This is a genomic window from Halomonas sp. XH26 (genome assembly GCF_024138895.1).
In the GTDB taxonomy this organism is placed as follows: Bacteria; Pseudomonadota; Gammaproteobacteria; order Pseudomonadales; family Halomonadaceae; genus Vreelandella; species Vreelandella alkaliphila.
The window spans coordinates 1,964,450-1,987,268 of sequence record NZ_CP071889.1 but is presented as its reverse complement, the minus strand read 5'-3'; the positions used below and the strand labels follow the sequence as shown (position 1 = coordinate 1,987,268).

Annotated in this window: 23 protein-coding genes; 20 read left to right on the top strand and 3 right to left on the bottom strand. The window is 49.6% G+C overall.

All coding sequences use genetic code 11. From position 1 onward, the window contains the following. The first annotated feature begins 138 nt into the window (after positions 1-138). The 4 genes from J4377_RS09250 to J4377_RS09235 all read left to right on the top strand — a co-directional run bounded on the left by J4377_RS09250 (position 139) and on the right by J4377_RS09235 (position 4,396). Entirely contained in the window at positions 139-1,380 is a 1,242-nt protein-coding gene (locus J4377_RS09250) for an FAD-binding oxidoreductase (protein WP_253488025.1), read from the top strand. 147 nt (positions 1,381-1,527) lie between these two features. Beyond that, on the top strand, positions 1,528-1,737 hold the full coding sequence (locus J4377_RS09245; RefSeq protein WP_253488012.1) for a putative motility protein: 210 nt from the start codon (positions 1,528-1,530) through the stop codon (positions 1,735-1,737). A 244-nt stretch (positions 1,738-1,981) separates the two neighbouring features. Next, on the top strand, positions 1,982-3,571 hold the full coding sequence (locus tag J4377_RS09240) for a peptide chain release factor 3 (RefSeq protein ID WP_253488005.1): 1,590 nt from the start codon (positions 1,982-1,984) through the stop codon (positions 3,569-3,571). 33 nt (positions 3,572-3,604) lie between these two features. After that, positions 3,605-4,396 (top strand): TatD family hydrolase, encoded by a 792-nt coding sequence (locus tag J4377_RS09235; RefSeq protein WP_253488003.1) that lies wholly within the window; start codon positions 3,605-3,607, stop codon positions 4,394-4,396. On the opposite strand, the gene J4377_RS09230 is transcribed toward J4377_RS09235, so the two are convergent. Further along, positions 4,393-5,361: a folate-binding protein YgfZ gene (locus J4377_RS09230; RefSeq protein WP_253488001.1), complete on the bottom strand. Its 969-nt coding sequence runs from the start codon at positions 5,359-5,361 to the stop codon at positions 4,393-4,395. The two genes, J4377_RS09235 and J4377_RS09230, sit on opposite strands and share 4 nt — an antisense overlap. 177 nt (positions 5,362-5,538) lie before the next feature. Between J4377_RS09230 and J4377_RS09225 the strand changes: the two genes are divergently transcribed. From J4377_RS09225 to J4377_RS09195, 7 genes are all read left to right on the top strand, one after another. After that, entirely contained in the window at positions 5,539-5,736 is a 198-nt protein-coding gene (locus J4377_RS09225) for a hypothetical protein (RefSeq protein ID WP_253487999.1), read from the top strand. Continuing rightward, positions 5,736-6,143, top strand: a complete 408-nt coding sequence (locus J4377_RS09220) for an OsmC family protein (RefSeq protein ID WP_038484368.1) — start codon at positions 5,736-5,738, stop codon at positions 6,141-6,143. The genes J4377_RS09225 and J4377_RS09220 overlap by 1 nt, the downstream gene beginning before the upstream one ends. A gap of 25 nt (positions 6,144-6,168) precedes the next feature. Continuing rightward, positions 6,169-8,193 carry an excinuclease ABC subunit UvrB gene (gene uvrB, locus J4377_RS09215; protein WP_038484365.1) on the top strand — a complete coding sequence of 675 codons (2,025 nt, stop codon included), beginning with the start codon at positions 6,169-6,171 and terminating at the stop codon, positions 8,191-8,193. Positions 8,194-8,196: 3 nt separating this feature from the next. After that, positions 8,197-9,018, top strand: a complete 822-nt coding sequence (gene nei / locus J4377_RS09210) for an endonuclease VIII (protein WP_253487997.1) — start codon at positions 8,197-8,199, stop codon at positions 9,016-9,018. 177 nt (positions 9,019-9,195) lie between these two features. Next, positions 9,196-10,701 carry a fumarate hydratase gene (locus J4377_RS09205; RefSeq protein ID WP_038484359.1) on the top strand — a complete coding sequence of 502 codons (1,506 nt, stop codon included), beginning with the start codon at positions 9,196-9,198 and terminating at the stop codon, positions 10,699-10,701. A 118-nt stretch (positions 10,702-10,819) separates the two neighbouring features. Next, the gene (cls, locus tag J4377_RS09200) at positions 10,820-12,238 is read left to right on the top strand and encodes a cardiolipin synthase (RefSeq protein WP_253487995.1); all 1,419 of its coding nucleotides are present in this window, start codon (positions 10,820-10,822) and stop codon (positions 12,236-12,238) included. A 52-nt stretch (positions 12,239-12,290) separates the two neighbouring features. Beyond that, positions 12,291-13,208, top strand: coding sequence for a LysR substrate-binding domain-containing protein (locus J4377_RS09195; RefSeq protein WP_038484353.1), 918 nt, complete (start codon positions 12,291-12,293; stop codon positions 13,206-13,208). A 32-nt stretch (positions 13,209-13,240) separates the two neighbouring features. Here the strand turns inward: J4377_RS09195 and J4377_RS09190 are convergent, their stop codons facing one another. Continuing rightward, complete coding sequence (locus J4377_RS09190) at positions 13,241-14,335, bottom strand: bifunctional nicotinamide-nucleotide adenylyltransferase/Nudix hydroxylase (RefSeq protein WP_038484350.1); 1,095 nt, start codon at positions 14,333-14,335, stop codon at positions 13,241-13,243. Between the two features lie 175 nt (positions 14,336-14,510). On the opposite strand from J4377_RS09190, the gene J4377_RS09185 reads away from it, so the two are divergent. Together J4377_RS09185 and yccX are read left to right on the top strand one after the other, a co-directional pair. Then, positions 14,511-15,410, top strand: a complete 900-nt coding sequence (locus J4377_RS09185; protein WP_095602958.1) for a YihY/virulence factor BrkB family protein — start codon at positions 14,511-14,513, stop codon at positions 15,408-15,410. 145 nt (positions 15,411-15,555) lie between these two features. Next, on the top strand, positions 15,556-15,831 hold the full coding sequence (yccX, locus tag J4377_RS09180) for an acylphosphatase (protein ID WP_038484344.1): 276 nt from the start codon (positions 15,556-15,558) through the stop codon (positions 15,829-15,831). On the opposite strand, the gene J4377_RS09175 is transcribed toward yccX, so the two are convergent. Further along, the gene (locus J4377_RS09175) at positions 15,828-16,793 is read right to left on the bottom strand and encodes a D-2-hydroxyacid dehydrogenase (protein WP_038484341.1); all 966 of its coding nucleotides are present in this window, start codon (positions 16,791-16,793) and stop codon (positions 15,828-15,830) included. The genes yccX and J4377_RS09175 overlap by 4 nt on opposite strands. A 202-nt stretch (positions 16,794-16,995) precedes the next feature. On the opposite strand from J4377_RS09175, the gene J4377_RS09170 reads away from it, so the two are divergent. The 7 genes from J4377_RS09170 to tolQ all read left to right on the top strand — a co-directional run bounded on the left by J4377_RS09170 (position 16,996) and on the right by tolQ (position 22,818). Continuing rightward, positions 16,996-17,277: an FmdB family zinc ribbon protein gene (locus J4377_RS09170; protein ID WP_038484338.1), complete on the top strand. Its 282-nt coding sequence runs from the start codon at positions 16,996-16,998 to the stop codon at positions 17,275-17,277. A 66-nt stretch (positions 17,278-17,343) separates the two neighbouring features. Then, on the top strand, positions 17,344-19,125 hold the full coding sequence (gene aspS / locus J4377_RS09165; protein ID WP_038484334.1) for an aspartate--tRNA ligase: 1,782 nt from the start codon (positions 17,344-17,346) through the stop codon (positions 19,123-19,125). Positions 19,126-19,242: 117 nt separating this feature from the next. Beyond that, the gene (ruvC, locus tag J4377_RS09160; protein ID WP_231656948.1) at positions 19,243-19,794 is read left to right on the top strand and encodes a crossover junction endodeoxyribonuclease RuvC; all 552 of its coding nucleotides are present in this window, start codon (positions 19,243-19,245) and stop codon (positions 19,792-19,794) included. A gap of 70 nt (positions 19,795-19,864) precedes the next feature. Next, complete coding sequence (ruvA, locus tag J4377_RS09155) at positions 19,865-20,473, top strand: Holliday junction branch migration protein RuvA (protein WP_231656947.1); 609 nt, start codon at positions 19,865-19,867, stop codon at positions 20,471-20,473. Positions 20,474-20,515: 42 nt separating this feature from the next. Beyond that, entirely contained in the window at positions 20,516-21,553 is a 1,038-nt protein-coding gene (ruvB, locus tag J4377_RS09150; protein ID WP_253487987.1) for a Holliday junction branch migration DNA helicase RuvB, read from the top strand. Further along, complete coding sequence (gene ybgC / locus J4377_RS09145) at positions 21,550-21,954, top strand: tol-pal system-associated acyl-CoA thioesterase (RefSeq protein WP_301271692.1); 405 nt, start codon at positions 21,550-21,552, stop codon at positions 21,952-21,954. The genes ruvB and ybgC overlap by 4 nt, the downstream gene beginning before the upstream one ends. Positions 21,955-22,137: 183 nt before the next feature. Beyond that, the gene (tolQ, locus tag J4377_RS09140) at positions 22,138-22,818 is read left to right on the top strand and encodes a protein TolQ (RefSeq protein WP_226912576.1); all 681 of its coding nucleotides are present in this window, start codon (positions 22,138-22,140) and stop codon (positions 22,816-22,818) included. Position 22,819 lies beyond the last annotated feature (1 nt).

Sequence of the window (22,819 nt, the reverse complement as noted above, 5' to 3'; positions counted from 1 at the left end):
TGTTGCTGCTTTTTGGTCTAAAAACAGTTTTTTAAGCTATGTTAATGCTGTTTGGTTAGTGATATTTTTTAATGAGTTGTTTGTTGAAAATAATCATTTGAACTGTAGGCAGTATTTTCTTTTACGGAGTGCAACGCAATGGCGCGTCAAACGGTGGTGTTAGGGGCAGGTATGGTCGGTGTCAGCATTGCATGGCACCTGCAGCAGCGTGGTCATCAAGTAACGCTGGTTGATCGTCGCCAACCTGGTCGTGAAACCTCTTTCGGCAATGCTGGCATTATCCAGCGCGAAGCGGTTCGTCCTTATGCTTTCCCGCGGGATATGAAAACCATCCTGAGCGTGCTGCCAAACAAGCGTGTTGATATTCGTTATCGGCCTGCAGGCATGATTAATGCTGCTTCGCCGCTGTTGAGCTACTGGCATAACTCTTCTAGCCGACACTATAAAAAAATAGTGCCTGAGTATGCGTCATTAATACAGCTCTGCTTGAAGACTCACGGCCCCATGATTGAAGCGGCAAATGCTGATCATTTGGTTCGCCGGGAAGGCTGGTTGGAAATTTATCGCACGCCTGAAGAGCTAGCAAAACGCGTAAAAGAAGCGCAAGACGCCCGTGACAATTTTGGTGTTCAGTTTGACGTTTTGGACCGCGCTGCATTAGAGGCTAAAGAGCCAGATTTGGGTAGCGAAATTATTGGTGCTATTCACTGGCTTGACCCTTGGACAGTTGCCGACCCAGGTGGGCTGGTTGCCGCTTATGCCGATGCTTTTGTCCAGCAGGGCGGGCGTATTTTGCAAACTGATATTAAGGGGTTGAAGCAACAAGGAGAGCGCTGGCAAGTCGATACGGCTGCTGAGTGCCTAGAAGCAGATGAGGTTGTTGTTGCACTAGGTCCATGGGCAGGTAGCTGGCTGAAAGGCTTAGGCTATCATTTCCCGACTTTTGTTAAGCGTGGCTATCACATGCACTACGCCACACAGCCCTCTAAAAAGCTTCATTACTGGTTAATGGATGCGGAGGTGGGTTACTTGCTTGCGCCTATGAATGCAGGCGTCCGGTTAACCACCGGGGCTGAGCTTGACCGGCTTGAGTCGCCAGCTGATGAGCAGCAGTTAGCTGCTGCAGAAAAAGTTGCGCGCACGATATTCCCTCTCGCTGAGCGTCGCGACGCCTCTGCTTGGAAAGGCGCGCGACCATGTTTGCCTGACATGAAGCCTGTTATAGGGCCGGCTCCCAAGCATCGTGGTCTGTGGTTAGCTTTTGGACATGGGCATCAGGGATTTACCCTAGGTCCTGCTACCGGGCAATTACTGGCGGATATGATAGAAGGTAAGCCGACAGAGATTGATATGGCGCCTTTCAGAGCTGACCGTTTCTAAATCAGTGGGTAGCTGTTGGCTTAGTACTGTTGGCTTAGTACTGTTGGATAAGTACTGTTGGATAAGTACTTAATGGGAAAGGCTGCTTGGTAGTAAAGCATGATGTTTGCTATCTTGGTGCAACATATCGCAATCGTGAGGTGAAAGATGGATGTTGCCGTAAGCAACGCAGTGAGCACCGCGCTCTATATGAATCAAGCACAATCTGCTGAACAAGCACAAATGCAGCTTTTTAAGCAGTCTCTTGATATGCAAGCACAGCAAGTGTCGGAAGTACTTGCCTCTGCTAATATGGGCGCTCAGCCAGACCTTGCCCAAGATGGTAGCGTGGGGACTCAGGTCAATACTTACGCCTAGCCAAATAAACGTCAGTAAGAAAAAAGCGCCGACAAGTTCGGCGCTTTTTTAAATTTCCCTTCACTACTCTTTTAGCGGTTGCTCTAGCTCCTCTTTTTGCGACGCTAGTGCCTACATTCTTGATTCCCCCTTTGCTATCCATGGTATGCCGCAGCGGCTTAGTTGCGGTACCATATATCCATGTAAACGCCGATATTTAAGGCGCCATCCCAGTCATAACGTTGCACCATTTTTAGAGAACTCCATGTCTGACGCCAAATTAGCGCGCGAAGCAGAACTACGCCGTACGTTTGCGATTATTTCGCACCCCGACGCTGGTAAAACCACCATCACCGAAAAGATGCTGTTATTCGGAAATGCTATTCAGTTAGCTGGCTCTGTTAAGAGCAAGCGTAATGATCGCCATGCCACATCAGACTGGATGAAGATGGAGCAAGAGCGCGGGATCTCGGTCACGACGTCGGTGATGCAGTTCCCTTATGGTGGGCGTATCGTGAACTTGCTGGATACGCCGGGGCACGAAGACTTTTCTGAAGATACTTACCGTACATTAACCGCGGTAGATTCCGCGTTAATGGTGATTGATGGTGCGAAAGGTGTTGAGGATCGTACCATCAAGCTGATGGAAGTTTGCCGTTTGCGCACCACGCCTATTTTAACGTTCATCAACAAGATGGACCGCGATATCCGCGACCCCATCGAAGTCATGGACGAGGTAGAGACTGTACTGAATATCCAGTGTGCGCCGATGACATGGCCGATTGGCATGGGGCGGCACTTTAAGGGTGTGTATCACCTCTATAACGATGTCATTCATCTGTATACCCAGGGGCAAGGCAGCCGTATTCCAGATGACAAGCGAATTGAGGGTTTAGATAACCCGGAAGTTGACGCTGTACTTGGCGCAGAGCAGGCCGAAGAGTTGCGCATGGAAGTCGAGTTGGTGCGCGGTGCTTCCCATGAGTTTGATCTTGATGCCTATCGCCGTGGTGAGCTGTCGCCCGTGTACTTTGGTACCGCAATGGGTAACTTCGGCGTACGAGAGATGATGGATGGGTTTGTTGAGTACGCGCCTCCGCCCCAGCCACGCGAGACAGATATCCGTGAAGTAACCGCTCAAGATGATCGCTTTACGGGGTTTGTGTTTAAAATTCAGGCGAATATGGATCCGAACCATCGTGACCGTATTGCCTTTTTACGTGTCTGTTCCGGTAAATACGAAAAGAATATGAAGATGCGCCACGTGCGGATAGGCAAGGATGTGAAAATTGCCGATGCCCTAACGTTTATGGCGTCAGACCGTTCTCAGGTAGAGGAAGCCTGGCCAGGTGATATTATTGGCTTGCACAATCACGGCACGATTCAGATTGGTGATACCTTCACCGTTGGTGAAGATATGCGCTTTACCGGCATTCCTCACTTTGCGCCAGAGTTGTTTAAGCGTGTTCGTTTAAAAGACCCGTTGAAAATGAAAGCGCTGCAAAAAGGGCTCCAGCAGCTCTCTGAGGAAGGCGCTACGCAGGTCTTTATGCCGATGGATAACAACGACCTGATTCTTGGTGCTGTCGGTACGCTGCAGTTTGACGTTGTTGCTCACCGTTTGAAGGAAGAGTACAAAGTTGACTGCCTGTATGAGGGGGTCAATGTACAAACCGCACGTTGGGTCTATTGCGAAGACGCCAAGATGTTGGAAGAGTTTAAGCGTAAAGCGAGCTCCAACCTTGCTATCGATGGCGGCGGCTACCTGACGTATATCGCACCAACGCGGGTCAACCTGCAGATGACCCAAGAGCGCTGGCCGGATATTCGTTTCCAGCCCACTCGCGAGCACTGAGCGAGTCTTCCTTGCTATGTTGACTGCCTTGCTATGTTGATTGATGCCCACTGCCACCTGGATTTCGAGGCATTTGACGATGATCGCGATGCGGTCATCGAAAATGCCCAGGCAGTGGGCGTCGAACACTTTGTTGTGCCAGCAACGACGCGTTCCCAATGGCCGAATGTGTTGACGCTTGGCGCGCGTAAGGAGGTAAGTAGTTGTGTTGGCCTTCACCCTTACTTCATTGATCAACACGTTGACCGCGATTTAGTCGCCTTGGAACAGCTTTTAGCTGAGCAGAAAGTCGAAGCCGAAAAACGCGTAGTGGCAATAGGTGAGTGCGGTATCGATGGCCGTTTTACGGAGTCATTAGATAAACAGTGGGCCTATTTCGATGCGCAGCTCGGTCTAGCAAAACAGTTCGCTTTACCTGTTGTGGTGCACTGCGTAAAAGCCAATGATCAGGTAAGCAAACGCCTACGCCAGCTGGCGCTTACCAGTGGTGGGCTTATCCATGCGTTTTCAGGCTCTTATGAGCAGGCCGCTAAGTTTCTCGATCTAGGCTATACCCTGGGTTTGGGAGGGGCGATTACCTACGAGCGCGCACAACGACTTCGTAACGTGGTGTCACGCTTACCGGACGATGGCTTTGTGTTAGAAACTGACAGCCCCGATATGCCGCTTAGCGGCTATCAGGGGCAACGTAATGAACCATGCAGGGTGGCAAAGGTAGCTGGCGTGGTGGCAGCACTCCGGCATCAGTCATTTGAAACAATAGCGACACTAAGCAGTGCGAATGCTATTGGCTTATTTAAACTTCCTTATTTCAATTCTTACTAGGCGGTTAGGCTGCTGGCCAGTTGTTCAGGGTCGAGGCGCTCAACCGTATAGGGCAGGTCGCAGAGCGTGACCGGATGCCCTTGCCAATAAAGGGGGGAGAGCGCTTCAATCGCTTTAGTATTCGCAACGGCGAGCATTTCAATTTGCTGCTTGTCGCTAAATGCACTGCTAACGATTTCACCGACGGTTTTATCCTGCTCATCCACTAGCGTGTCACCGACTTGGGGTAAGCTGTTAACACTGGCAGTAACGCGCACTAAGCGTTTTTTCACTTGGCCCCGGAAATGCGCCCGTGCGACGACTTCTTGTCCTGTATAGCAACCTTTCTTAAAGCTAATTCCCCCCAGTGCTTCCCAGTTCAACATTTGTGGGAGGAAGTGATCTTGCTGTGGGGCTGTTAACCACGCCAAACCACTGCGGATATCTGCTAATTGCCACGTGTTAAGCGCATCTTCATCATCATTTATTGCAATGGCGTTCTGTTCAGCAGAGTTTTCTATGCTGATTAACCAACGCCCGCCACCTGGCTGGCATAAGGCTGTCGCTTGGGTATTGCTGTGATGGGTATAAGGTTGATCAGGAAGCGCTAAACCAAACGCTTGAGCAATCTTGTTGGCACTTTCGCTGGCGCCTACGATAAGCATCGATGTCTGAGCCTGCAATTCGACGCGATAAAAAGCGGCAAATTTGGCTAAATGACTGGCGAGCATATCGATCAATGAGGTGCTCAACAGTAGCCTATAATGGTCGTTGCTGATTTTCAGTAATTGAGCATTGGCCAGCATTCTTCCCTTTGGTGTGCAAAAGCAGGTAAGAGGCGCAAAAAAACCATTGGCTAAACTAACTTGTGCGCTTGTTTGCCCTTGTAGGAATTTCTCAGCATCTGGACCTTTGACATCTAAGGCGGCGAGGTGAGGCAAACGGACGCAGCCATTCATCTTGAGTAACGAAGAGACAGTCGCCATATAGACTCCATAAGGGAAGATAGGGTAAACGTAACGTAATCGCATTTGTATCAAAGGTGCGGGCACTGCGGGTAGATTGCAAGGGCTCTGGCGCGTGCTAGACTTCTTTGCCTGTATCAGTTTTGCATAGTTTTCAATAGCGTACTCACTTCAATTCAGCGTAGAAAAGGGCAAGGAATGGCATATCAATCATTAACGTTCCAAGGTGTCACAACAGTAGATCAGGTGAATAAGATTACCACGGCGCTGATGATGCTGGATGGCGTCGATAGTGCTGAGGTAGGGCGCCACGGAGCAGAAGTAGAAGGGCGAGCTAAGCGTGAAGCGCTTATAAAAGCGATCGAGAAGTTAAACCTCGGTATAAAGGTTTCCTGATGCATAAGCCAATCACGATTATTAGTGAGCGTAACCATACATTTCGTCAGCGTATTGAAGTCGATGGTTTGGAAGACCTCTATGGGGACGTACCGCCGGTAGTCGGAGGAGACGGTAGTGCACCAGACCCGCATGACTACTTCGATATTGCCCTAGGTACCTGTAAAGCCATTACTGTGCAAATGTATGCTAGGCGCAAAGAGTGGCCGCTGGAAGGCATCACCGTTAAGGTCCAGCGCGATGATAGTGAGGAACGAAAAGGTGTCTATAAGTTAGCTGTGACGATGACTTTCCACGGCATTGATGATCCTGAACAGCGGGCAAAGCTAGAAGACATTAGCCATCGCTGCCCGATACAGCGGTTGATGACCCAGGCGACGGTAGAAATTTCCACGTTTACCGAGTAGTACACTTCCTTTTTAAGGAGTAATGATGAGCAAGGAATTCCGGCTGCAGTCCAAATTTAAGCCCGCTGGTGATCAGCCCGCCGCGATACGCAGTCTGATTAGTGGGCTTGAGTCGGGGCTTGCCCATCAGACCTTGTTAGGGGTGACTGGCTCGGGTAAAACGTTCACTATGGCAAATGTTGTGCAGCAGCAGCAGCGCCCAACGATTGTAATGGCGCCCAATAAGACGCTAGCTGCCCAGCTATATGGTGAGTTCAAATCGTTTTTTCCGGATAACGCTGTCGAGTATTTTGTCTCTTACTACGATTATTATCAGCCGGAAGCCTATGTCCCTTCCTCAGATACCTTTATTGAGAAAGATGCCTCGATAAATGACCATATCGAGCAAATGCGCTTATCTGCTACGAAAGCGCTGCTGGAACGCCGTGATGCGCTTATCGTTGTCTCGGTATCGGCAATCTATGGTCTCGGTGATCCGGATCAGTATCTTAAGATGCGGTTGCACTTCACCCGTGGTGAGCTAATTGATCAGCGTGCCTTTTTACGCCGCTTGGCCGAGTTACAATATACCCGCAACGATATGGATTTTCGTCGAGGCACCTACCGGGTACGGGGCGATGTGATCGATATTTTCCCTGCGGACTCTGACGAGGAAGCGGTGAGGGTCGAGTTGTTTGACAACGAAGTTGATTCTATTCGCCTATTTGACCCATTAACTGGCGAGGTGCGTACCCATGTGCCTCGCATGACCATCTATCCTAAATCTCACTATGTTACTCCGCGAGAAACTATTTTAGGTGCTATTGATGCGATCAAGGCAGAGCTTAAGGAGCGTCTTGAGTGGATGCGTAAGCACGAGCGTTTAGTTGAAGCGCAGCGCTTAGAACAACGAACCCTTTACGATATTGAAATGATGCTAGAGCTTGGCTACTGCAACGGCATTGAGAACTACTCGCGCTATCTTTCAGGCCGCGCGCCTGGCGAGCCACCCCCGACGTTCTTCGACTATCTGCCGGATGACGCGTTACTGTTTATTGATGAATCTCATGTGAGCGTACCCCAGGTTGGCGGTATGTATAAGGGCGACCGTTCTAGAAAAGAGACCCTGGTTGAATATGGCTTTCGGCTACCCTCAGCGCTAGATAACCGCCCAATGAAATTTGAAGAGTGGGAGTCTATTTCGCCACAAACCATCTTTGTGTCGGCAACGCCAGGTAAGTATGAAGCAGAGCATGCCAGTCAAATTGTCGAACAGGTGGTGCGCCCAACGGGATTGTTAGACCCAGAAATAGAGGTTCGCCCCGCCAGCACTCAGGTTGATGACCTGCTCTCAGAAATTGGCTTACGCACCGCCGTAGGTGAGCGTGTTCTGGTGACGACGTTGACTAAACGCATGGCGGAAGATCTGACCGAATACTTTGATGAGCACGGTATCCGCGTGCGCTATTTACATTCGGATATTGATACCGTTGAGCGGGTTGAAATTATTCGCGACCTGCGTCTTGGTAAGTTCGATGTTTTAGTCGGTATCAACTTACTTCGAGAAGGCTTAGATATTCCCGAAGTGTCGCTTGTTGCTATCCTGGACGCGGATAAAGAGGGCTTTTTACGCGCTGAACGCTCACTGATTCAAACCATTGGCCGTGCAGCCCGTAACGCCCATGGTAAAGCTATTTTATACGGTGACAAAATCACCGATTCAATGCGCAAAGCCATCGATGAAACCGAACGTCGCCGCGCCAAGCAGACCGCTCATAACGAAGAGCATGGCATCACGCCAACCACCGTGACGCGCTCCGTGGCGGATATTCTTGAAGCCGCCCAGGCACCAGGCAAGAAGAGCAGTCGTCGGCGTGGCAACGAGCGCAAAGTGGCAGAGAGTGCTGCTGAATATGATGTGGCCACGATGAGCAAACACGATCTGCTCGAGGCTATTAGTAAGCTAGAGGACGCCATGTTTGAAGCCGCGCAGAACCTGGAGTTTGAAGAGGCGGCAAGGCTTCGTGATCAACTTCATCAAATGCAAGAAAAACAGCTGGCGCTGGGGTAAACGATGCCTGAAGGCCCTGAAATCCGCCGTGCAGCAGATAAAATTGAGAAGCAGATAGGTGGCAAACATCTTGATGATGTGTGGTTTGCATTTCCTGAACTCGCCGTGCAAGCGGATTCATTGATTGGTCAACGGGTTCAGGCAGTTGATACGTGGGGCAAGGCCATGCTAATCCGTTTTGCAGACCATCGTGTGCTGTATTCCCACAATCAGCTTTATGGCGTATGGAAGCTACATAGCGAGAGTAGGCCGCCAAGCACGAAAAGGTCATTACGAGTTCGGCTGGTTGCTGAGGGCAAGGTGGCTAGTCTTTATAGCGCGTCTGATATTTCGCTCTGGCATGAGAGTGAGTTGAGCCATCACCCTTTCTTGTCTCGCTTGGGGCCTGATTTATTAAGTCAAAACGTATCGGCTGATGATGTGAAACAACGCCTGACTGATCCAGCGTTTATGCGCAGAAGCCTGGGTGCATTGTTACTTGATCAAGGGCTTGTCGCTGGGTTAGGAAATTACTTGCGCTCTGAAATTCTTTTTTTATCTAACGTTCACCCTAAGAAGCGCCCATGTGACTTAACTGAAAATCAGTTAGACCTGCTCGCCACTATGATTGTGGAAACGACGCGTCAGGCGTATTTGGAAGCGGGTGTTACTAATCGTGAGGGATGGATTAAACAGGCCACTGCCTCCGGTGAGCCACGCCGACAATGGCGTTTTAGTGTGTTTGAACGCGCTGGCCTTTCCTGTCATCGCTGTGGCTCAGTTATCGAACGCATAATGGTTGGCTCTCGCCGTTTATATTTATGTCCAACGTGCCAGCACCTATAATTTTATACCGTTATCTTGTATGTTCTAATGAACGTCAGACTAATGCCCTAGTTATCATACGTAGGTTAACCGTGGTTGTGGCTGCCGCATAAAGGTCAATACGGTATACTTACCGGTACATCTAGACGGCCATTAAAAAGGCCGCAGCCAAGACGATAACCGAGGAGCTGTTAGTCCATGACCGTGATTCGCCAGGACGACGTCATTCAGAGCGTTGCCGATGCTCTACAGTACATCTCTTACTACCATCCTAAAGATTTCATTGATGCAATGTCAGCCGCTTACGAGCGTGAAGAGAACCCCGCTGCGAAAGATGCGATTGCACAAATCTTAATTAACTCAAGAATGTGTGCTACGGGACATCGTCCAATTTGCCAGGATACGGGCATTGTGACGGTATTCGTTCACGTGGGTATGAACGTCACTTGGGACGCCGAGCTAAGCCTCGATGACATGATTAACGAAGGCGTGCGCCGTGCGTATCAATTGCCTGATAACGTGCTGCGTGCTTCTGTTCTCGCTGATCCCGACGGTAAGCGAGCCAATACCAAAGACAATACACCCGCGATTATTCACCATTCGATTGTGCCGGGTGATAAGGTCGATATCCACGTCGCCGCGAAGGGCGGTGGCAGCGAAGCCAAATCTAAGTTTGCGATGCTAAACCCATCCGATAGCGTTGTGGACTGGGTGATGGAGCAGTTGCCTAAAATGGGCGCAGGCTGGTGTCCGCCGGGTATGTTGGGAATTGGTATTGGCGGCACCGCTGAAAAGGCGATGATGATTGCCAAAGAAGCGCTGCTCGACCCTATCGATATTCAAGATTTGCAGGCCCGTGGGCCTAGCAACCGCGCTGAAGAGCTGCGTCTGGAACTGTTCGACAAAGTGAATAAGAGCGGTATCGGTGCTCAAGGCTTAGGTGGTTTAACCACCGTGCTGGATATTAAAGTTAAAGACTATCCAACCCATGCGGCCAATAAGCCTGTGGCAATCATCCCCAACTGCGCAGCCACGCGTCATGCGCATTTCACGCTTGATGGCAGTGGCCCAGTAGCGCTTCCTGCTCCTAAACTTGAAGACTGGCCAGAAATTACCCGCGAAGCAGGCGATAACGTCAAGCGCGTTAATCTGGATAGCGTCACTCCTGAAGAAGTCAAAACGTGGCAGCCGGGTGATACGCTGCTGTTGAATGGTAAGCTATTAACTGGCCGTGATGCGGCACATAAACGCATGGTCGATATGATTGCCAAAGGCGAGCCATTACCGGTTGATATGAAAGGCCGCTTTATTTACTACGTGGGTCCTGTTGATCCGGTAGGTGACGAAGTCGTTGGCCCCGCTGGTCCGACCACCGCTACTCGAATGGACAAATTCACCCGCACCATGCTTGAAGAGACCGGCCTGCTTGGCATGGTTGGTAAAGCGGAACGTGGTCAGACCGCCATTGATGCCATTCGCGATAACCAGGCGGTTTATTTGATGGCTGTTGGCGGCTCTGCTTACCTTGTTGCCCAAGCAATTAAAAAGTCACGCGTTGTTGGTTTTGAAGATCTAGGAATGGAAGCCATCTACGAATTTGAAGTTGAAGATATGCCGGTCACGGTTGCTGTCGACAGCCAAGGAACTTCCGTCCACCAGACAGGCCCGGCCAAATGGAAGGAGATCATCGCCCAAAAGGCGTAGCATACTGATGGCGTAGAACTGCAATCAGTGACAAATAAGCCCCGTCTCACGCGGGGCTTTTGTGCATTAGCAGTGAAATAATCTGATAAACAGCTCACTTCATAGCGAGGAATAAGCAATGACCTCATGGTTGCTAGGGACCGGCATTATGTTGATACATCTATTAGGTATCGTGTCAGCGGTCATGGCGCTTATGTCGAGCAGAACGTCTCAGGGGGCTATCGCCTGGATTATTTCACTATTAACGTTTCCTTATGTTGCGCTGCCTGCGTATTGGTTTTTCGGTCGCCCGCGTTTCTATGGCTATGTAACAGCAAGAGGGGAACGAGATAACGTATTACGTCGAGTGTTGGTACGTTATCGCCATAACATTAAGCCGCACCTTTCATCGCCGACTAGCATCGATATTCAGGCAGTTGAACAGTTGGCAATGATGCCGCTGACTAAAGGTAATAGTGCCGACTTGTTGATCGATGGTGAAGCCACCTTCACAAGCCTTTTTGAGGGTATTGATCAGGCAAAAGAGTATCTTCTGCTGCAGTTTTTCATTGTGCGTAACGATGCTTTAGGCAAACGATTGCAGGATCATTTAATCAAAGCTGCACAGCGGGGGGTGCGTGTTTATTTTCTATACGATGAAGTGGGTAGTCGGAAACTAAACGATGGCTTTTTAAATGAGATGATCAAAGAAGGTATCGAAGTAAAAGCTTTTCGTTCTTCTCGCGGATTCAAACATCGCTTTCAGCTTAATTTTCGCAACCATCGTAAAATAGCAGTCGTGGATGGTAAGCAGGGCTGGGTAGGTGGTTTTAATGTTGGTGTAGAATACCTTGGGCAAAATCCACGGCATGGCCCCTGGCGTGATACCCATTTAGCCCTCGGTGGACCGTGTGTGCTGGGTTTGCAGGAAGCTTTTTGGGAAGATTGGCACTGGGCAACAGGGGAAGTCATTACCTTAAACTGGCATGCCGATAGTCATCCGCAAGATGATTATCATGTGGTTATTGTGCCATCTGGCCCAGCCGATAAACAGGACACGGCTAGCCTTTTAATTCAACAGTTAATTCATAGTGCTAATGAAAGGCTCTGGGTAACTAGCCCATATTTCGTACCAGATCAAGGAGTACAGGATTCGCTTAGGTTAGCAGCAATGCGAGGCGTAGATGTGCGGGTTATGATTCCCGAGCGCCCTGATCATTTGCTGGTGTTTCTATCTGCGTTTTCATTTTTGCCTGATATGTTAAGAGCGGGTGTGAAAATATACCGTTATCTTCCTGGTTTTTTACACCAAAAGGTCATGCTCATTGACAACAACGCAGCGACTGTCGGCACAATAAACCTGGATAATCGGTCTTTTCGGCTCAACTTTGAAATAACAGCTTTCATACCCAGCACAGCGTTTGCCAGTAAAGTACACGCCATGTTAGAGCAAGATTTTGCTCAGTGTCGACGCGTTACAATTGACGAAATTAGCCAGCGCCCAATGTGGAAGAAAGTAGTTTCTCGTGCGGCATATTTAACCGCACCTATTCAGTAATCAATAATAACCCTGCACGCCGCTAACAACGATTAGGCAAAAGGAGTTTTGGGTGAATTTAGAAACAAAATGGCTCGAGGATTTCGTTGCATTAGCCAATACACGAAGTTTTTCGGCATCTGCCAGGCAGCGCCATGTTACTCAGCCTGCTTTCAGTCGCCGTATTCGTGCGCTAGAACAAGCGGTAGGGGTCATCTTAGTAGATCGTTCGACAACACCGATTGGCCTGACCTCAGAGGGCCAATTGTTTTTGATCACCGCACGCAACCTAGTGGAGCAATTGAACGAGTCATTGAGCCATCTCCGGGGAGTTTCTATTGCGAATGAAGCGCTTGATATCGTCGCGGCACACTCACTGGCATTAAGCTTCTTCCCACCTTGGATTTCTCGTTTACAAAAAGGCTTGGGTGAACTGCCTACACGATTAGTCGCTATGAACGTTGGAGAGGCGATCCATGTTCTGCGCGAAGGTAACTGTGATCTGATGCTGGCATATTATGACCCCTTTGCCACTATGCAGCTGGACGCAGAAGTCTTTCCCTCTTTCTCGATTGGCCAAGTGAAAATGTTGCCTGTTTCACTACCAGATGAAGAGGGCAAACCGCTTTTCTCGATTCAAAATGACAGTTCAATTCCCTATTTAGCTTATACGCAGGGCGCATTTCTGGGGCGGAGCGTACGCATGCTGCTCAAAAACGATCCATTACGACTGAAGCTGCGTACGGTTTATGAAACGGCCATGGCAGAAGGATTGAAAGGCATGGTACTTCAGGGAGTGGGAGTTGCTTGGATTCCTGATTTTTGTATTCGTGAAGAGCTCAAAACCGGCAAATTAGTAAGAGCTGGCGATGAAAATTGGGATATCCCTCTAGAAATTAGACTTTACCGCTGTTCGTTAGTCCATAAACCTGGCGTTGAGCGTCTCTGGCGCCAAATGATGAAATTGCCACGTGATTTTCTGCAGGCTTAGCCTGCAGAACGACTAGAAAAATACCTTAGATTTTAAAATGTGCCTAAATCTGCCGGCAATCCAAGAAAATTTTGAATAATGAAGAAGTGATCTTCAAACAAGCTTTCGGGTTCTAGATCAGCAAGGGCGACCCAGCGAGCATGATCGCCGCCCTTGACTGGCTTTAAACGGGGCAACTGCTGATCAGGTCTAAGAGCAAAATAGAAAGCTTCAGCTAACGTTCGTCCACGCCAACTGCGATGAGGTTCATCAAACAAGCGTTGTCCGCGTAGCGAGCCCTTTAAAACGGGTTCGGGCACTTTAAGCCTTAATCGTTCACGGAGCTCCCTTAAACAGGCATCTAGTAAACGCTCATGGGGATTGATGAAGCCTCCGGGTAATGCAAGAAGTCCTTTACCCGGCGCAGCCATTCGCTTTACCAACAAAATATGGCCTGATTGGACGACAACCGCATTAACAGTCACAAAAATGGGCGGATAGGGGGCTTGTGCCCAGGCTTGTTTGTATTGATCGAGTAGCTGCTGCTCTTCCAGTAGGCCGTGGTAGGCAATACCTTTGCAAAACTTGTCAACGCTTTTGACGACTTCTGGTGGTAAGTCGTGGTATGCACCTGTACTCAAATAGTCATCGGTAGAACCAGGCGAGCGAAACAACCGCTCACGTATTTGACTCGCTGAAATACCTTCAACGAGTGGAACACTGATGGACTCCCATTGAGGAAAAAGCGATAAATAGTAGCTTGATTGTCCTCTGCTTGCGCCAATCAAACCAATACGGGGTAAGCGAGCGTTAGCAGGGGAAGTCAAATCACGCACTTTACGCTGCACATCACGTACCCACACATCATCGTTGTAAAGCGCGTCAAGTAGGGGAGTAATTTCCAGGCGTTGATTGTCTTGTTCATCAAACCCAGAACGAATCATTGCCTGTCGCTCATCGAACGTCCACGGGTTGCGTAAAGAGCGTGCCTGCCAAGCAGAGCCCACTAATACGATGACTTGGCGTGCCTGTTTTAACGCCTCTCGGATAATGGCAAGGTGGCCAAGGTGGGGAGGCTGAAAACGACCAATAAACACCAAGCAATCAAAGTCGTAAGCCGTAGTAGATTTAACAGCATCCGAATTCATAACGCTTCCTTGGTCGTGGGTGAGAAAGTAGCAGAGAAAAGAGAGCCATTATGAAGTGGGCAGTTAAGGTGCGCAATGCGCCTCCGCCTGCGCTCAACGTTTTAGTTCGGTATGATTGTTAGATGTATCTTGCGCTAGTGCTTGATAGGGACACTCTTTTGTTAAGGGAATGAATATGCTGAAAAAAACGATCATTTTTTGGTGGAACGTGGTTCAAGATGCAACGGCGTTATGGCTTGAACGAAATGCCTTCAGCTATGCCGGATCATTAGCGTTCTACACACTTTTCTCCTTAGCGCCTACCGTTATTATCGCGGTAACAGTGATAGGCGTGGTGCTGGGTGAAGATGCTGCCCAAGGTCAAATAGTTGCTCAGCTTCAGGACACGTTAGGCGCTGACGCAGCACTTGCGATTGAGCAGGCCGTTGTCCAATCACGTATAGAAGAGTCAGGTATCTTACCAACAGTGCTTGGCTTTGTGGCCTTGTTAGTAGGGGCCACGACCGTGTTTGCACAGATGCAATTTTCGCTCAATACCATATGGGGCGTTACTGCAAAGCCCACCTCCAACAGCGCTCTTATCTTTATAAAAAATCGTTTACTTTCTTTAACGGTCGTACTGTCTATTGGCTTCATCCTACTAATATCGTTAGTGTTGGCGGTTGCCTTGCGAGGGATGCTCCACGGAGCTGGAAATTTATTGCCCTATGCCAGTTTATTAACGACATCGCTTGAGTCATTAATTTCACTTGCGATGGTGGCATTGTTATTCGCTACTATTTTCAAAGTATTGCCGGATGTTGTTCTCCGTTGGCAGGATGTGTTGATTGGCGCAGTAGTAACCGCCGTACTGTTTACAATTGGACGCAGCGTTATAGCTATTTATTTAACATATACCGCCACAGCGTCTACTTATGGCGCAGCGGGGTCTGTTGTGATGATTCTATTATGGGTATATTACAGTTCATTAATTCTACTGTTTGGCGCCGCTTTTACTCGTTCCTTGCTACTTCGTCGTGGGCGGCCATTGGTGCCACGTAATAGTGCAGTTCTGGTGAAGCGAGAGTTAGTGTAAGACAAGAATTGGTTTAAAAAAGGTGGGTAAAAAGAGCCCTATAGAGAGCTCGTTTGAAAAGAGTGGATATCAACAGACTTCAGCCTGTCGATTTACCAGGCTGAAGTCTATAAATGCTATTGTATAAACACTGAGAGGACAGTTTATGTCTACTTGTTGTGTACGCGCCTATGTAACAGGAAAAGTGCAGGGAGTATGGTTTCGGCGTTCAACACAGGAACAAGCGCTTCAACGAGGGCTAACGGGCTACGCCAAAAACTTACCCGATGGACGGGTAGAGGTAGTGCTATGCGGTAATTCCACTGACGTAGCTTCTCTTACTGAATGGTTATGGCAGGGGCCCAAAGGAGCGCAGGTAACCCATGTCACTATTGAAGTGCTGGATGGCCACCGCGCTCCTGATCATTTCGCAACCTACTAATTGGCGCTTAATCCACTCGCCTCAGTTTGCCATTGCTTAATATTATCAGCAGTGAGCGCCACAATGTTCTGGCGAGCCTCAGGGGTAATCCAGGCATTGTGAGGGGTCACTATCAAATTAAGTGCCTCTCCTTCTGCTAATGCTGTTAATAGAGGATGACCTTCTTTCGGCGGCTCAGTGGGGAGCACATCAACCGCTAACCCTCCAATCTTGCCAGCACGAAGCGCCTCAAGTGCCGCTTCTTCATCGATGATGCCGCCCCGGGCACAGTTGACTAATAGCAGTGATGACTTAGCGTTTGCCAAGCGTGTGCGATTAATAAGGTGCTTGGTTGTTTCGTTAAGCGGGCAATGCAAGCTAATAATATCTGCCGTCGGTAATAAATCGTCGAGAGAGGGCCGCTTGTCGTTTGATTCATTGCCAGGACGAGCAGCAAATGTAACCTTCATCCCAAACGCTTCAGCTAAACGTGCCACTTCTGAGCCAAGCTCACCTTGCCCCACCATCACCAGATGCTTATTGGAAAGCTGCAGCGTCGAGTGAGCTTGTAAGCAAAAGAAATCGCTGCGCTGCCATTCGCCTCGTGCGATGTCAGCTTGGTAACGTGGCAATCGGTTTGCCAGTGTCAGCATTAACATTAATGTGTGCTGAGAAACGCTAGCTGTTCCATAGGCGGTGACGTTCTTTACAATAATGTTTTGGGCTTTAGCTGTGTCGAGATCAATATTGTTAAGCCCAGTAGCCAACACACAAATAAGCTTGAGTTTAGGCAAAGTTGATAGTGTTTCTGCGTTCAGTACAACCTTGTTGACGATCGCTATGTCCGCATCTGACAAGCGCTCACTTGCCTGTTCGGCAGTGCTTTGCTGATACACCTCTAAATGACTAACAAGGTCTCTAATTGCTGTTAGATTGATATCCGCGCCTAAGCTCTCGGCATCCAGCATTACCGCATTGGGCATTTTTCTTTTCTCCATTATCTGCCGAAAGGCACTTGGCCTTGCTCAGCAGGGGGCACAAAAGGGTATAATGTGTTGCTCTATCAACCGCAGTCTTGGAATTTATCCCAGCAGGCCACATATTCTTTGCCTGGCAAGCGTTGGATTTGCCACTAGTTTATACAAACTTAGCCTGTCGGAGTTGAGCTTTTCAGGAGTTATCAACATGCCCATCTATGAGTACGAGTGCAAGGCCTGCGGTCATCGCATGGAAAAATTGCAGAAAATCAGCGCTGATCCGCTGAAGGATTGTCCCGCGTGCCAGCGAGCCAGTCTTGAACGCTTGGTCTCGGCGGCTGGTTTCCGCCTTGCTGGCGGCGGTTGGTATGAAACCGATTTTAAAACAGGAAGTAAGAAAAACTTGGCAGCAGAAGGCCAATCTACTTCTAGCACTGGTGCCACAAGCGATACCAGTAGCGCATCAACGAAAAAGGGCGCCGCGGCTTAGCCGCGGTTGTCAGGGTCAGAACGGCCCACGACAATCTCATTGCCACGCAACAGAACAGGATTAGACATGCGCAGCCATTATTGCGGCCAGCTTAACGAAACTTTGGTGGAACAAACGGTCACTGTCTGCGGTTGGGTTCATCGCCGCCGTGATCATGGTGGGGTCATCTTCCTGGATATGCGCGATCGCGATGGTATCGCTCAGTTCGTAGTCGACCCTGATACCGCCGAGGCATTTGCTAATGCTGACCGTGCTCGCAGTGAGTACGTGCTTCGTATTACTGGCCGTGTCCGGTTGCGCCCTGAAGGAACGCAAAATCCCAACATGCCAACAGGCATGATTGAGGTATTAGCTAAAGAGGTGGAGGTGCTCAACACAGCTGCCACACCACCTTTTCAGTTGGATGAACACAACAAAGTAGGCGAGGAGGTTCGCTTAAAGCATCGCTATATCGACCTTCGACGCCCGGATATGATTGAGAAGCTACGCTTGCGTTCGCGTATTTCTCATAACGTCCGCGCTTACTTGGAAAACCAAGGCTTCCTGGATATCGAGACGCCGGTATTGACTCGCGCAACGCCGGAAGGTGCCCGCGACTACCTCGTTCCTAGCCGGACACATGCAGGCAGCTTCTTTGCATTACCGCAGTCGCCACAGTTGTTTAAGCAGCTGTTAATGGTGGCTGGTTTTGATCGCTACTATCAGATCGCTAAATGCTTCCGTGATGAAGATCTGCGGGCTGATCGCCAGCCTGAATTCACGCAAATCGATATCGAAGCCTCTTTTGTGGAAGAAGACGATATCATGGGCATTACCGAAGCCATGATTCGTCAACTCTTCCAGGAAGTGCTGAGCGTTGAGCTGCCTGAGTTCCCACGGATGACTTGGCAAGAAGCAATGGATCGCTTTGGCTCTGATAAGCCTGACCTGCGCATTCCGCTAGAGTTGACCGATGTTGATGACCTGATGCAGCAGGTTGATTTCAAAGTCTTCTCGGGACCTGCAAGTGCGGAAGACGGCCGCGTAGCGGCATTGAAAGTGCCGGGTGGCGCCAAATTGTCTCGTAAAGAGATCGACGAATATACTAAGTTCGTTGGTATTTACGGTGCGAAAGGGCTGGCGTGGATTAAGGTCAATGAGCGTGCCAAAGGGCTTGAAGGTCTTCAATCACCCATTGTTAAGTTCATGGAAAATGTGGTTGAAGAGCTGCTTGATCGCGTAGGCGCTGAAGATGGCGATATCATTTTCTTTGGTGCGGATAAAGCGCGCATCGTCAATGAGGCCATTGGTGCATTACGCGTCAAGTTGGGTGCCGACCTTGAGCTTTACACCCAGGCGTGGGCGCCGTTATGGGTTGTCGATTTCCCGATGTTTGAAGCGGACGACAACGGTCGCCTCAGCCCGTTACATCACCCGTTTACTGCACCTTCTTGCTCGCCAGAAGCGCTTAAAGCTGACCCAGCAAAAGCCTTGTCGCGTGCTTACGATATGGTGCTTAACGGAACCGAGCTCGGTGGTGGTTCTATTCGTATTCACGATCAAACCATGCAAAGCACTGTGTTTGAAATTTTGGGCATTGGCCAAGAGGAAGCGCAAGAAAAATTTGGCTTCCTGCTGGATGCTCTGCAATACGGTGCGCCTCCCCATGGCGGTCTAGCGTTCGGTTTAGATCGTTTAGTGATGCTGATGGCTGGAGCTAAGACAATTCGTGAAGTGATTGCCTTCCCGAAAACCCAAAGCGCCGGCTGTTTAATGACTGATGCACCAGGTGAAGTCAGCGCGGATCAGTTGAAAGACTTGAACATCCGTCTGCGCCAAAAAGCGAAAGCAGAGACCGCCAGCGAGTAATTGCTCAGCTCTGCTTTATAGCTCAGCAACGAGAAGTTCGCCAACTAGTAGTTCAGCACCGACGTTTAGGCGTCGGTGTTTTTGTTTGAACCGCTCGCTACCAATAGGACAGCTGCCATGGATGAAAAACAGCCCGCTCCCGCGATTAGGATTTTGGGTATCGACCCTGGTTCGCGTATCACGGGCTATGGTGTCATCGATTTAATAGGTGTTAAGCCTCATTATGTCGCCAGTGGCTGCATTAGAACGACCGATGGCCCTTTAGAGCAGCGTTTGGCGCAAATTTATGCAGGTTTAAGCGAAGTAGTGGGGCTGCATCGGCCCAATGCCGTCGCCGTTGAGCGAGTCTTTATGGCTAAAAATCCCGATTCAGCATTGAAGCTTGGCCAAGCACGGGGCACGGCTCTCGTCTGCATCGCGAATCACGGTCTGAACATTGCAGAATACGCAGCACGGCAGATCAAACAAGCCGTTACTGGCCAAGGCGGGGCGGAGAAAAGCCAGGTGCAACATATGGTCACCGCTATTCTGCAGCTCTCCTCAACGCCACAGGCGGACGCCGCGGATGCGCTAGCTATCGCGCTTACCCATGCGTATGCAGGACATGGCTTACTTGTTGCACCCTCTAAGGGCAGTCGTCGGCGCAGCACAGGGCGGTGGCGGCTTTAGCTGCTTACTGGTCATTTATACAGAGTGTCTTTATAGTAAATGACTGCTTTTTATTATTGCGAGCATACCTATGATCGGTCGTATTAATGGTTTTTTGTTAGAAAAGCACCCCCCTTGGATTGTGGTTGATGTGCATGGTGTCGGTTACGAGCTTGAAGCCTCTATGAATACCCTAGTGGCACTTCCAGCCGTAGGTGAGAGCGTATCCATGTATACGCATCTTACAATTCGTGATGATGCCCATTTGCTTTACGGCTTTGGCCGTGAACAAGAGCGCGCACTGTTTCGTGCCCTAATCAAAGTCAACGGCGTAGGGCCAAAGCTAGCACTAGCTATCCTTTCTGGAATGGACGAAGCCGCCTTTATGCGCTGCGTCCGTGACGACGATAGCAAAGCACTGACGAAGCTTCCGGGCGTTGGTAAAAAAACCGCCGAGCGGTTAATTATTGAAATGCGTGACCGTTTCCCTGAATGGGGGAACGCGGCGGATGCGCCCCTCGCGTTAGAAGCGGCGAATGGTGAACCTGCTCCCCGTGACTCATTAGCAGATGCGGAAGCTGCCCTGGTGAGCTTGGGCTATAAGCTGACTGAAGCCTCAAAAATGCTGGCTGACATTAATCCCAAGCAGTCAACAGAGGCGATTATTAAAGCCGCGCTGACAAAACGCATGACTGGGTAACAACGTGGGTTATTTCATGGAACGACTGATAGTGCGCACTTTATGTTAGAACATGACCGATTAATTGCGGCTGAGCCCGAACAAGGGGAAGGGCGTATTGATCATGCTATTCGTCCCAAACACTTAAAGGATTATATTGGGCAGCCACGGGTACGCGAGCAGCTTGAGATTTTCATGGGGGCCGCAAAGCTACGTCAGGAAAGCCTAGATCATACCTTGGTATTTGGGCCCCCTGGGCTGGGTAAAACAACGCTTGCGAATATTATTGCTACCGAGATGGGGGTAGGGCTGAAGTCAACTTCTGGCCCAGTGCTTGAGCGTGCAGGTGATTTAGCAGCCATGCTGACGAACCTAGAGCCAGGTGATGTACTGTTTATTGATGAAATTCACCGGCTGTCACCCGTGGTAGAAGAGGTACTTTATCCGGCAATGGAAGATTTCCAACTGGATATTATGATCGGTGAAGGGCCCGCAGCCCGCTCAATCAAACTAGATTTGCCTCGCTTTACCTTAGTAGGTGCGACAACGCGCGCAGGCTTACTAACCTCTCCATTACGTGACCGCTTTGGCATTGTGCAACGCCTGGAGTTTTACAACCTTGAAGAGCTGACTGAGATTGTGACTCGCTCTGCCCGCTTGCTAGGTGTTGAAACGAGCCATGAAGGCGCAGTGGAGGTTGCCAAGCGCTCCAGAGGCACCCCGCGTATTGCCAATAGGCTGCTGCGTCGCGTACGTGACTATGCAGAAATAAAGGGCAATGGCATCGTTGATGTTACTCTCGCCGATGCGGCACTCAACATGCTGAATGTCGATCACCATGGGCTGGATCATATGGACCGGCGGCTCTTGCTGGCAATGATTGATAAGTTTGATGGCGGACCTGTTGGGATTGACTCAATCTCAGCCGCTATTAGTGAAGAACGCGGTACCATTGAAGACGTCATCGAACCTTACCTAATACAGCAGGGGCTGATGATGCGCACGCCAAGGGGGCGCGTAGTGACGCGACAAGCGTGGCTACACTTCAATAAAACGCCTCACGAACATGCTATTGATCCAGAAGGAGAGTGGCGCCCATGAGCAATGGGTTCACGATGCCGGTGCGCGTATATATGGAAGATACTGACGCCGGTGGAATTGTCTACTACGTTAACTACTTGAAGTTTATGGAGCGCGCCCGCAGCGAATGGTTACGTACGCTAGGCCTTAATCAGCAATCTTTGCTAGACGATGGCACCCAGCTAGTGGTATATCGCTTGGCCTGTCACTACAGCAAGCCGGCACGCTTGGATGACGCACTTATTGTCAGTACAAATATTGAGAATGTTGGTCGATGCCGGATGACTTTTTTGCAGCAAGTGCAGCGAGATGAGGAACTCTTATGCGCTGCTACAGTCGAGATAGCCTGCTTATGCGCGCATAAGATGCGGCCAAAAGCATGGCCAAAAGCATGGCCAAAAACATTGCAAGCGCTTGGTTGATTAGTTTAAGACGAACATCGAAAACACGCATAAACCTATGACATGTGTAAACCTATAACATGTGTAAACCTATGGAGTAGATAGCACGATGTAGCGTGCGTACTTCATGACCTTTATATACCACCACTGTTCGGAAATTCCGACATTAATAGCTTGATGAGGGTAACTGTGAACGATAACACCATGTCCATCCCCCACTTGATAATGAGTGCCAGCACGGTTGTTCAGCTGGTGATGTTACTGCTGGTGGTGGGGTCAATCCTCTCATGGGTGGTTATTTTCCAACGTAGCATTGCCCTGCGCAGGGCAAAACAGGAATACAACCAATTTGAAGAATCCTTTTGGTCGGGTGTCGATTTAAACGAGTTATATCGAGAAATTCCTGCTGACGACCCACGCTATGGAGCAGAGCATATTTTCCAGGCGGGCTTTCGCGAATTTAATCGTTTAATGCCAAAAACCCGTAACCCCGACACCATCTTAGAAGGCGTGCAGCGGAGTATGCGAGTCGCCTGGTCACGGGAAGAAGATCGCCTAACGCAGCATCTTGTATTTCTCGCAACGGTAGCATCCGCGAGCCCTTACATTGGCTTGTTCGGAACAGTTTGGGGGATTATGGGGTCTTTCCAGTCCCTTTCTATGACACAGCAAGCTACATTGGCAACCGTTGCCCCTTGGATTGCTGAAGCATTAATTGCAACAGCCATGGGCCTGTTTGCAGCTATTCCCGCGGTAATTTTCTATAACCGTCTATCGAATGATGCCGCTCGTTTGTTGGGCAAGTACGAAGACTTTGCCGAGGAATTTCACGCTATCTTGCACCGTAATTTGCAAGGTCGTGAAAGTAAGTCCAGTGCTAGCTAAG

Bases quoted from the DNA above. Each gene is read 5' to 3' on its own strand.
- J4377_RS09250 (WP_253488025.1), top strand. From the start codon at position 139: ATGGCGCGTCAAACGGTGGTGTTAGGGGCAGGTATGGTCGGTGTCAGC.
- J4377_RS09245 (WP_253488012.1), top strand. From the start codon at position 1,528: ATGGATGTTGCCGTAAGCAACGCAGTGAGCACCGCGCTCTATATGAAT.
- J4377_RS09240 (WP_253488005.1), top strand. From the start codon at position 1,982: ATGTCTGACGCCAAATTAGCGCGCGAAGCAGAACTACGCCGTACGTTT.
- J4377_RS09235 (WP_253488003.1), top strand. From the start codon at position 3,605: ATGTTGATTGATGCCCACTGCCACCTGGATTTCGAGGCATTTGACGAT.
- J4377_RS09230 (WP_253488001.1), bottom strand. From the start codon at position 5,361: ATGGCGACTGTCTCTTCGTTACTCAAGATGAATGGCTGCGTCCGTTTG.
- J4377_RS09225 (WP_253487999.1), top strand. From the start codon at position 5,539: ATGGCATATCAATCATTAACGTTCCAAGGTGTCACAACAGTAGATCAG.
- J4377_RS09220 (WP_038484368.1), top strand. From the start codon at position 5,736: ATGCATAAGCCAATCACGATTATTAGTGAGCGTAACCATACATTTCGT.
- uvrB (WP_038484365.1), top strand. From the start codon at position 6,169: ATGAGCAAGGAATTCCGGCTGCAGTCCAAATTTAAGCCCGCTGGTGAT.
- nei (WP_253487997.1), top strand. From the start codon at position 8,197: ATGCCTGAAGGCCCTGAAATCCGCCGTGCAGCAGATAAAATTGAGAAG.
- J4377_RS09205 (WP_038484359.1), top strand. From the start codon at position 9,196: ATGACCGTGATTCGCCAGGACGACGTCATTCAGAGCGTTGCCGATGCT.
- cls (WP_253487995.1), top strand. From the start codon at position 10,820: ATGACCTCATGGTTGCTAGGGACCGGCATTATGTTGATACATCTATTA.
- J4377_RS09190 (WP_038484350.1), bottom strand. From the start codon at position 14,335: ATGAATTCGGATGCTGTTAAATCTACTACGGCTTACGACTTTGATTGC.
- J4377_RS09185 (WP_095602958.1), top strand. From the start codon at position 14,511: ATGCTGAAAAAAACGATCATTTTTTGGTGGAACGTGGTTCAAGATGCA.
- yccX (WP_038484344.1), top strand. From the start codon at position 15,556: ATGTCTACTTGTTGTGTACGCGCCTATGTAACAGGAAAAGTGCAGGGA.
- J4377_RS09175 (WP_038484341.1), bottom strand. From the start codon at position 16,793: ATGCCCAATGCGGTAATGCTGGATGCCGAGAGCTTAGGCGCGGATATC.
- J4377_RS09170 (WP_038484338.1), top strand. From the start codon at position 16,996: ATGCCCATCTATGAGTACGAGTGCAAGGCCTGCGGTCATCGCATGGAA.
- aspS (WP_038484334.1), top strand. From the start codon at position 17,344: ATGCGCAGCCATTATTGCGGCCAGCTTAACGAAACTTTGGTGGAACAA.
- ruvC (WP_231656948.1), top strand. From the start codon at position 19,243: ATGGATGAAAAACAGCCCGCTCCCGCGATTAGGATTTTGGGTATCGAC.
- ruvA (WP_231656947.1), top strand. From the start codon at position 19,865: ATGATCGGTCGTATTAATGGTTTTTTGTTAGAAAAGCACCCCCCTTGG.
- ruvB (WP_253487987.1), top strand. From the start codon at position 20,516: ATGTTAGAACATGACCGATTAATTGCGGCTGAGCCCGAACAAGGGGAA.
- ybgC (WP_301271692.1), top strand. From the start codon at position 21,550: ATGAGCAATGGGTTCACGATGCCGGTGCGCGTATATATGGAAGATACT.
- tolQ (WP_226912576.1), top strand. From the start codon at position 22,138: ATGTCCATCCCCCACTTGATAATGAGTGCCAGCACGGTTGTTCAGCTG.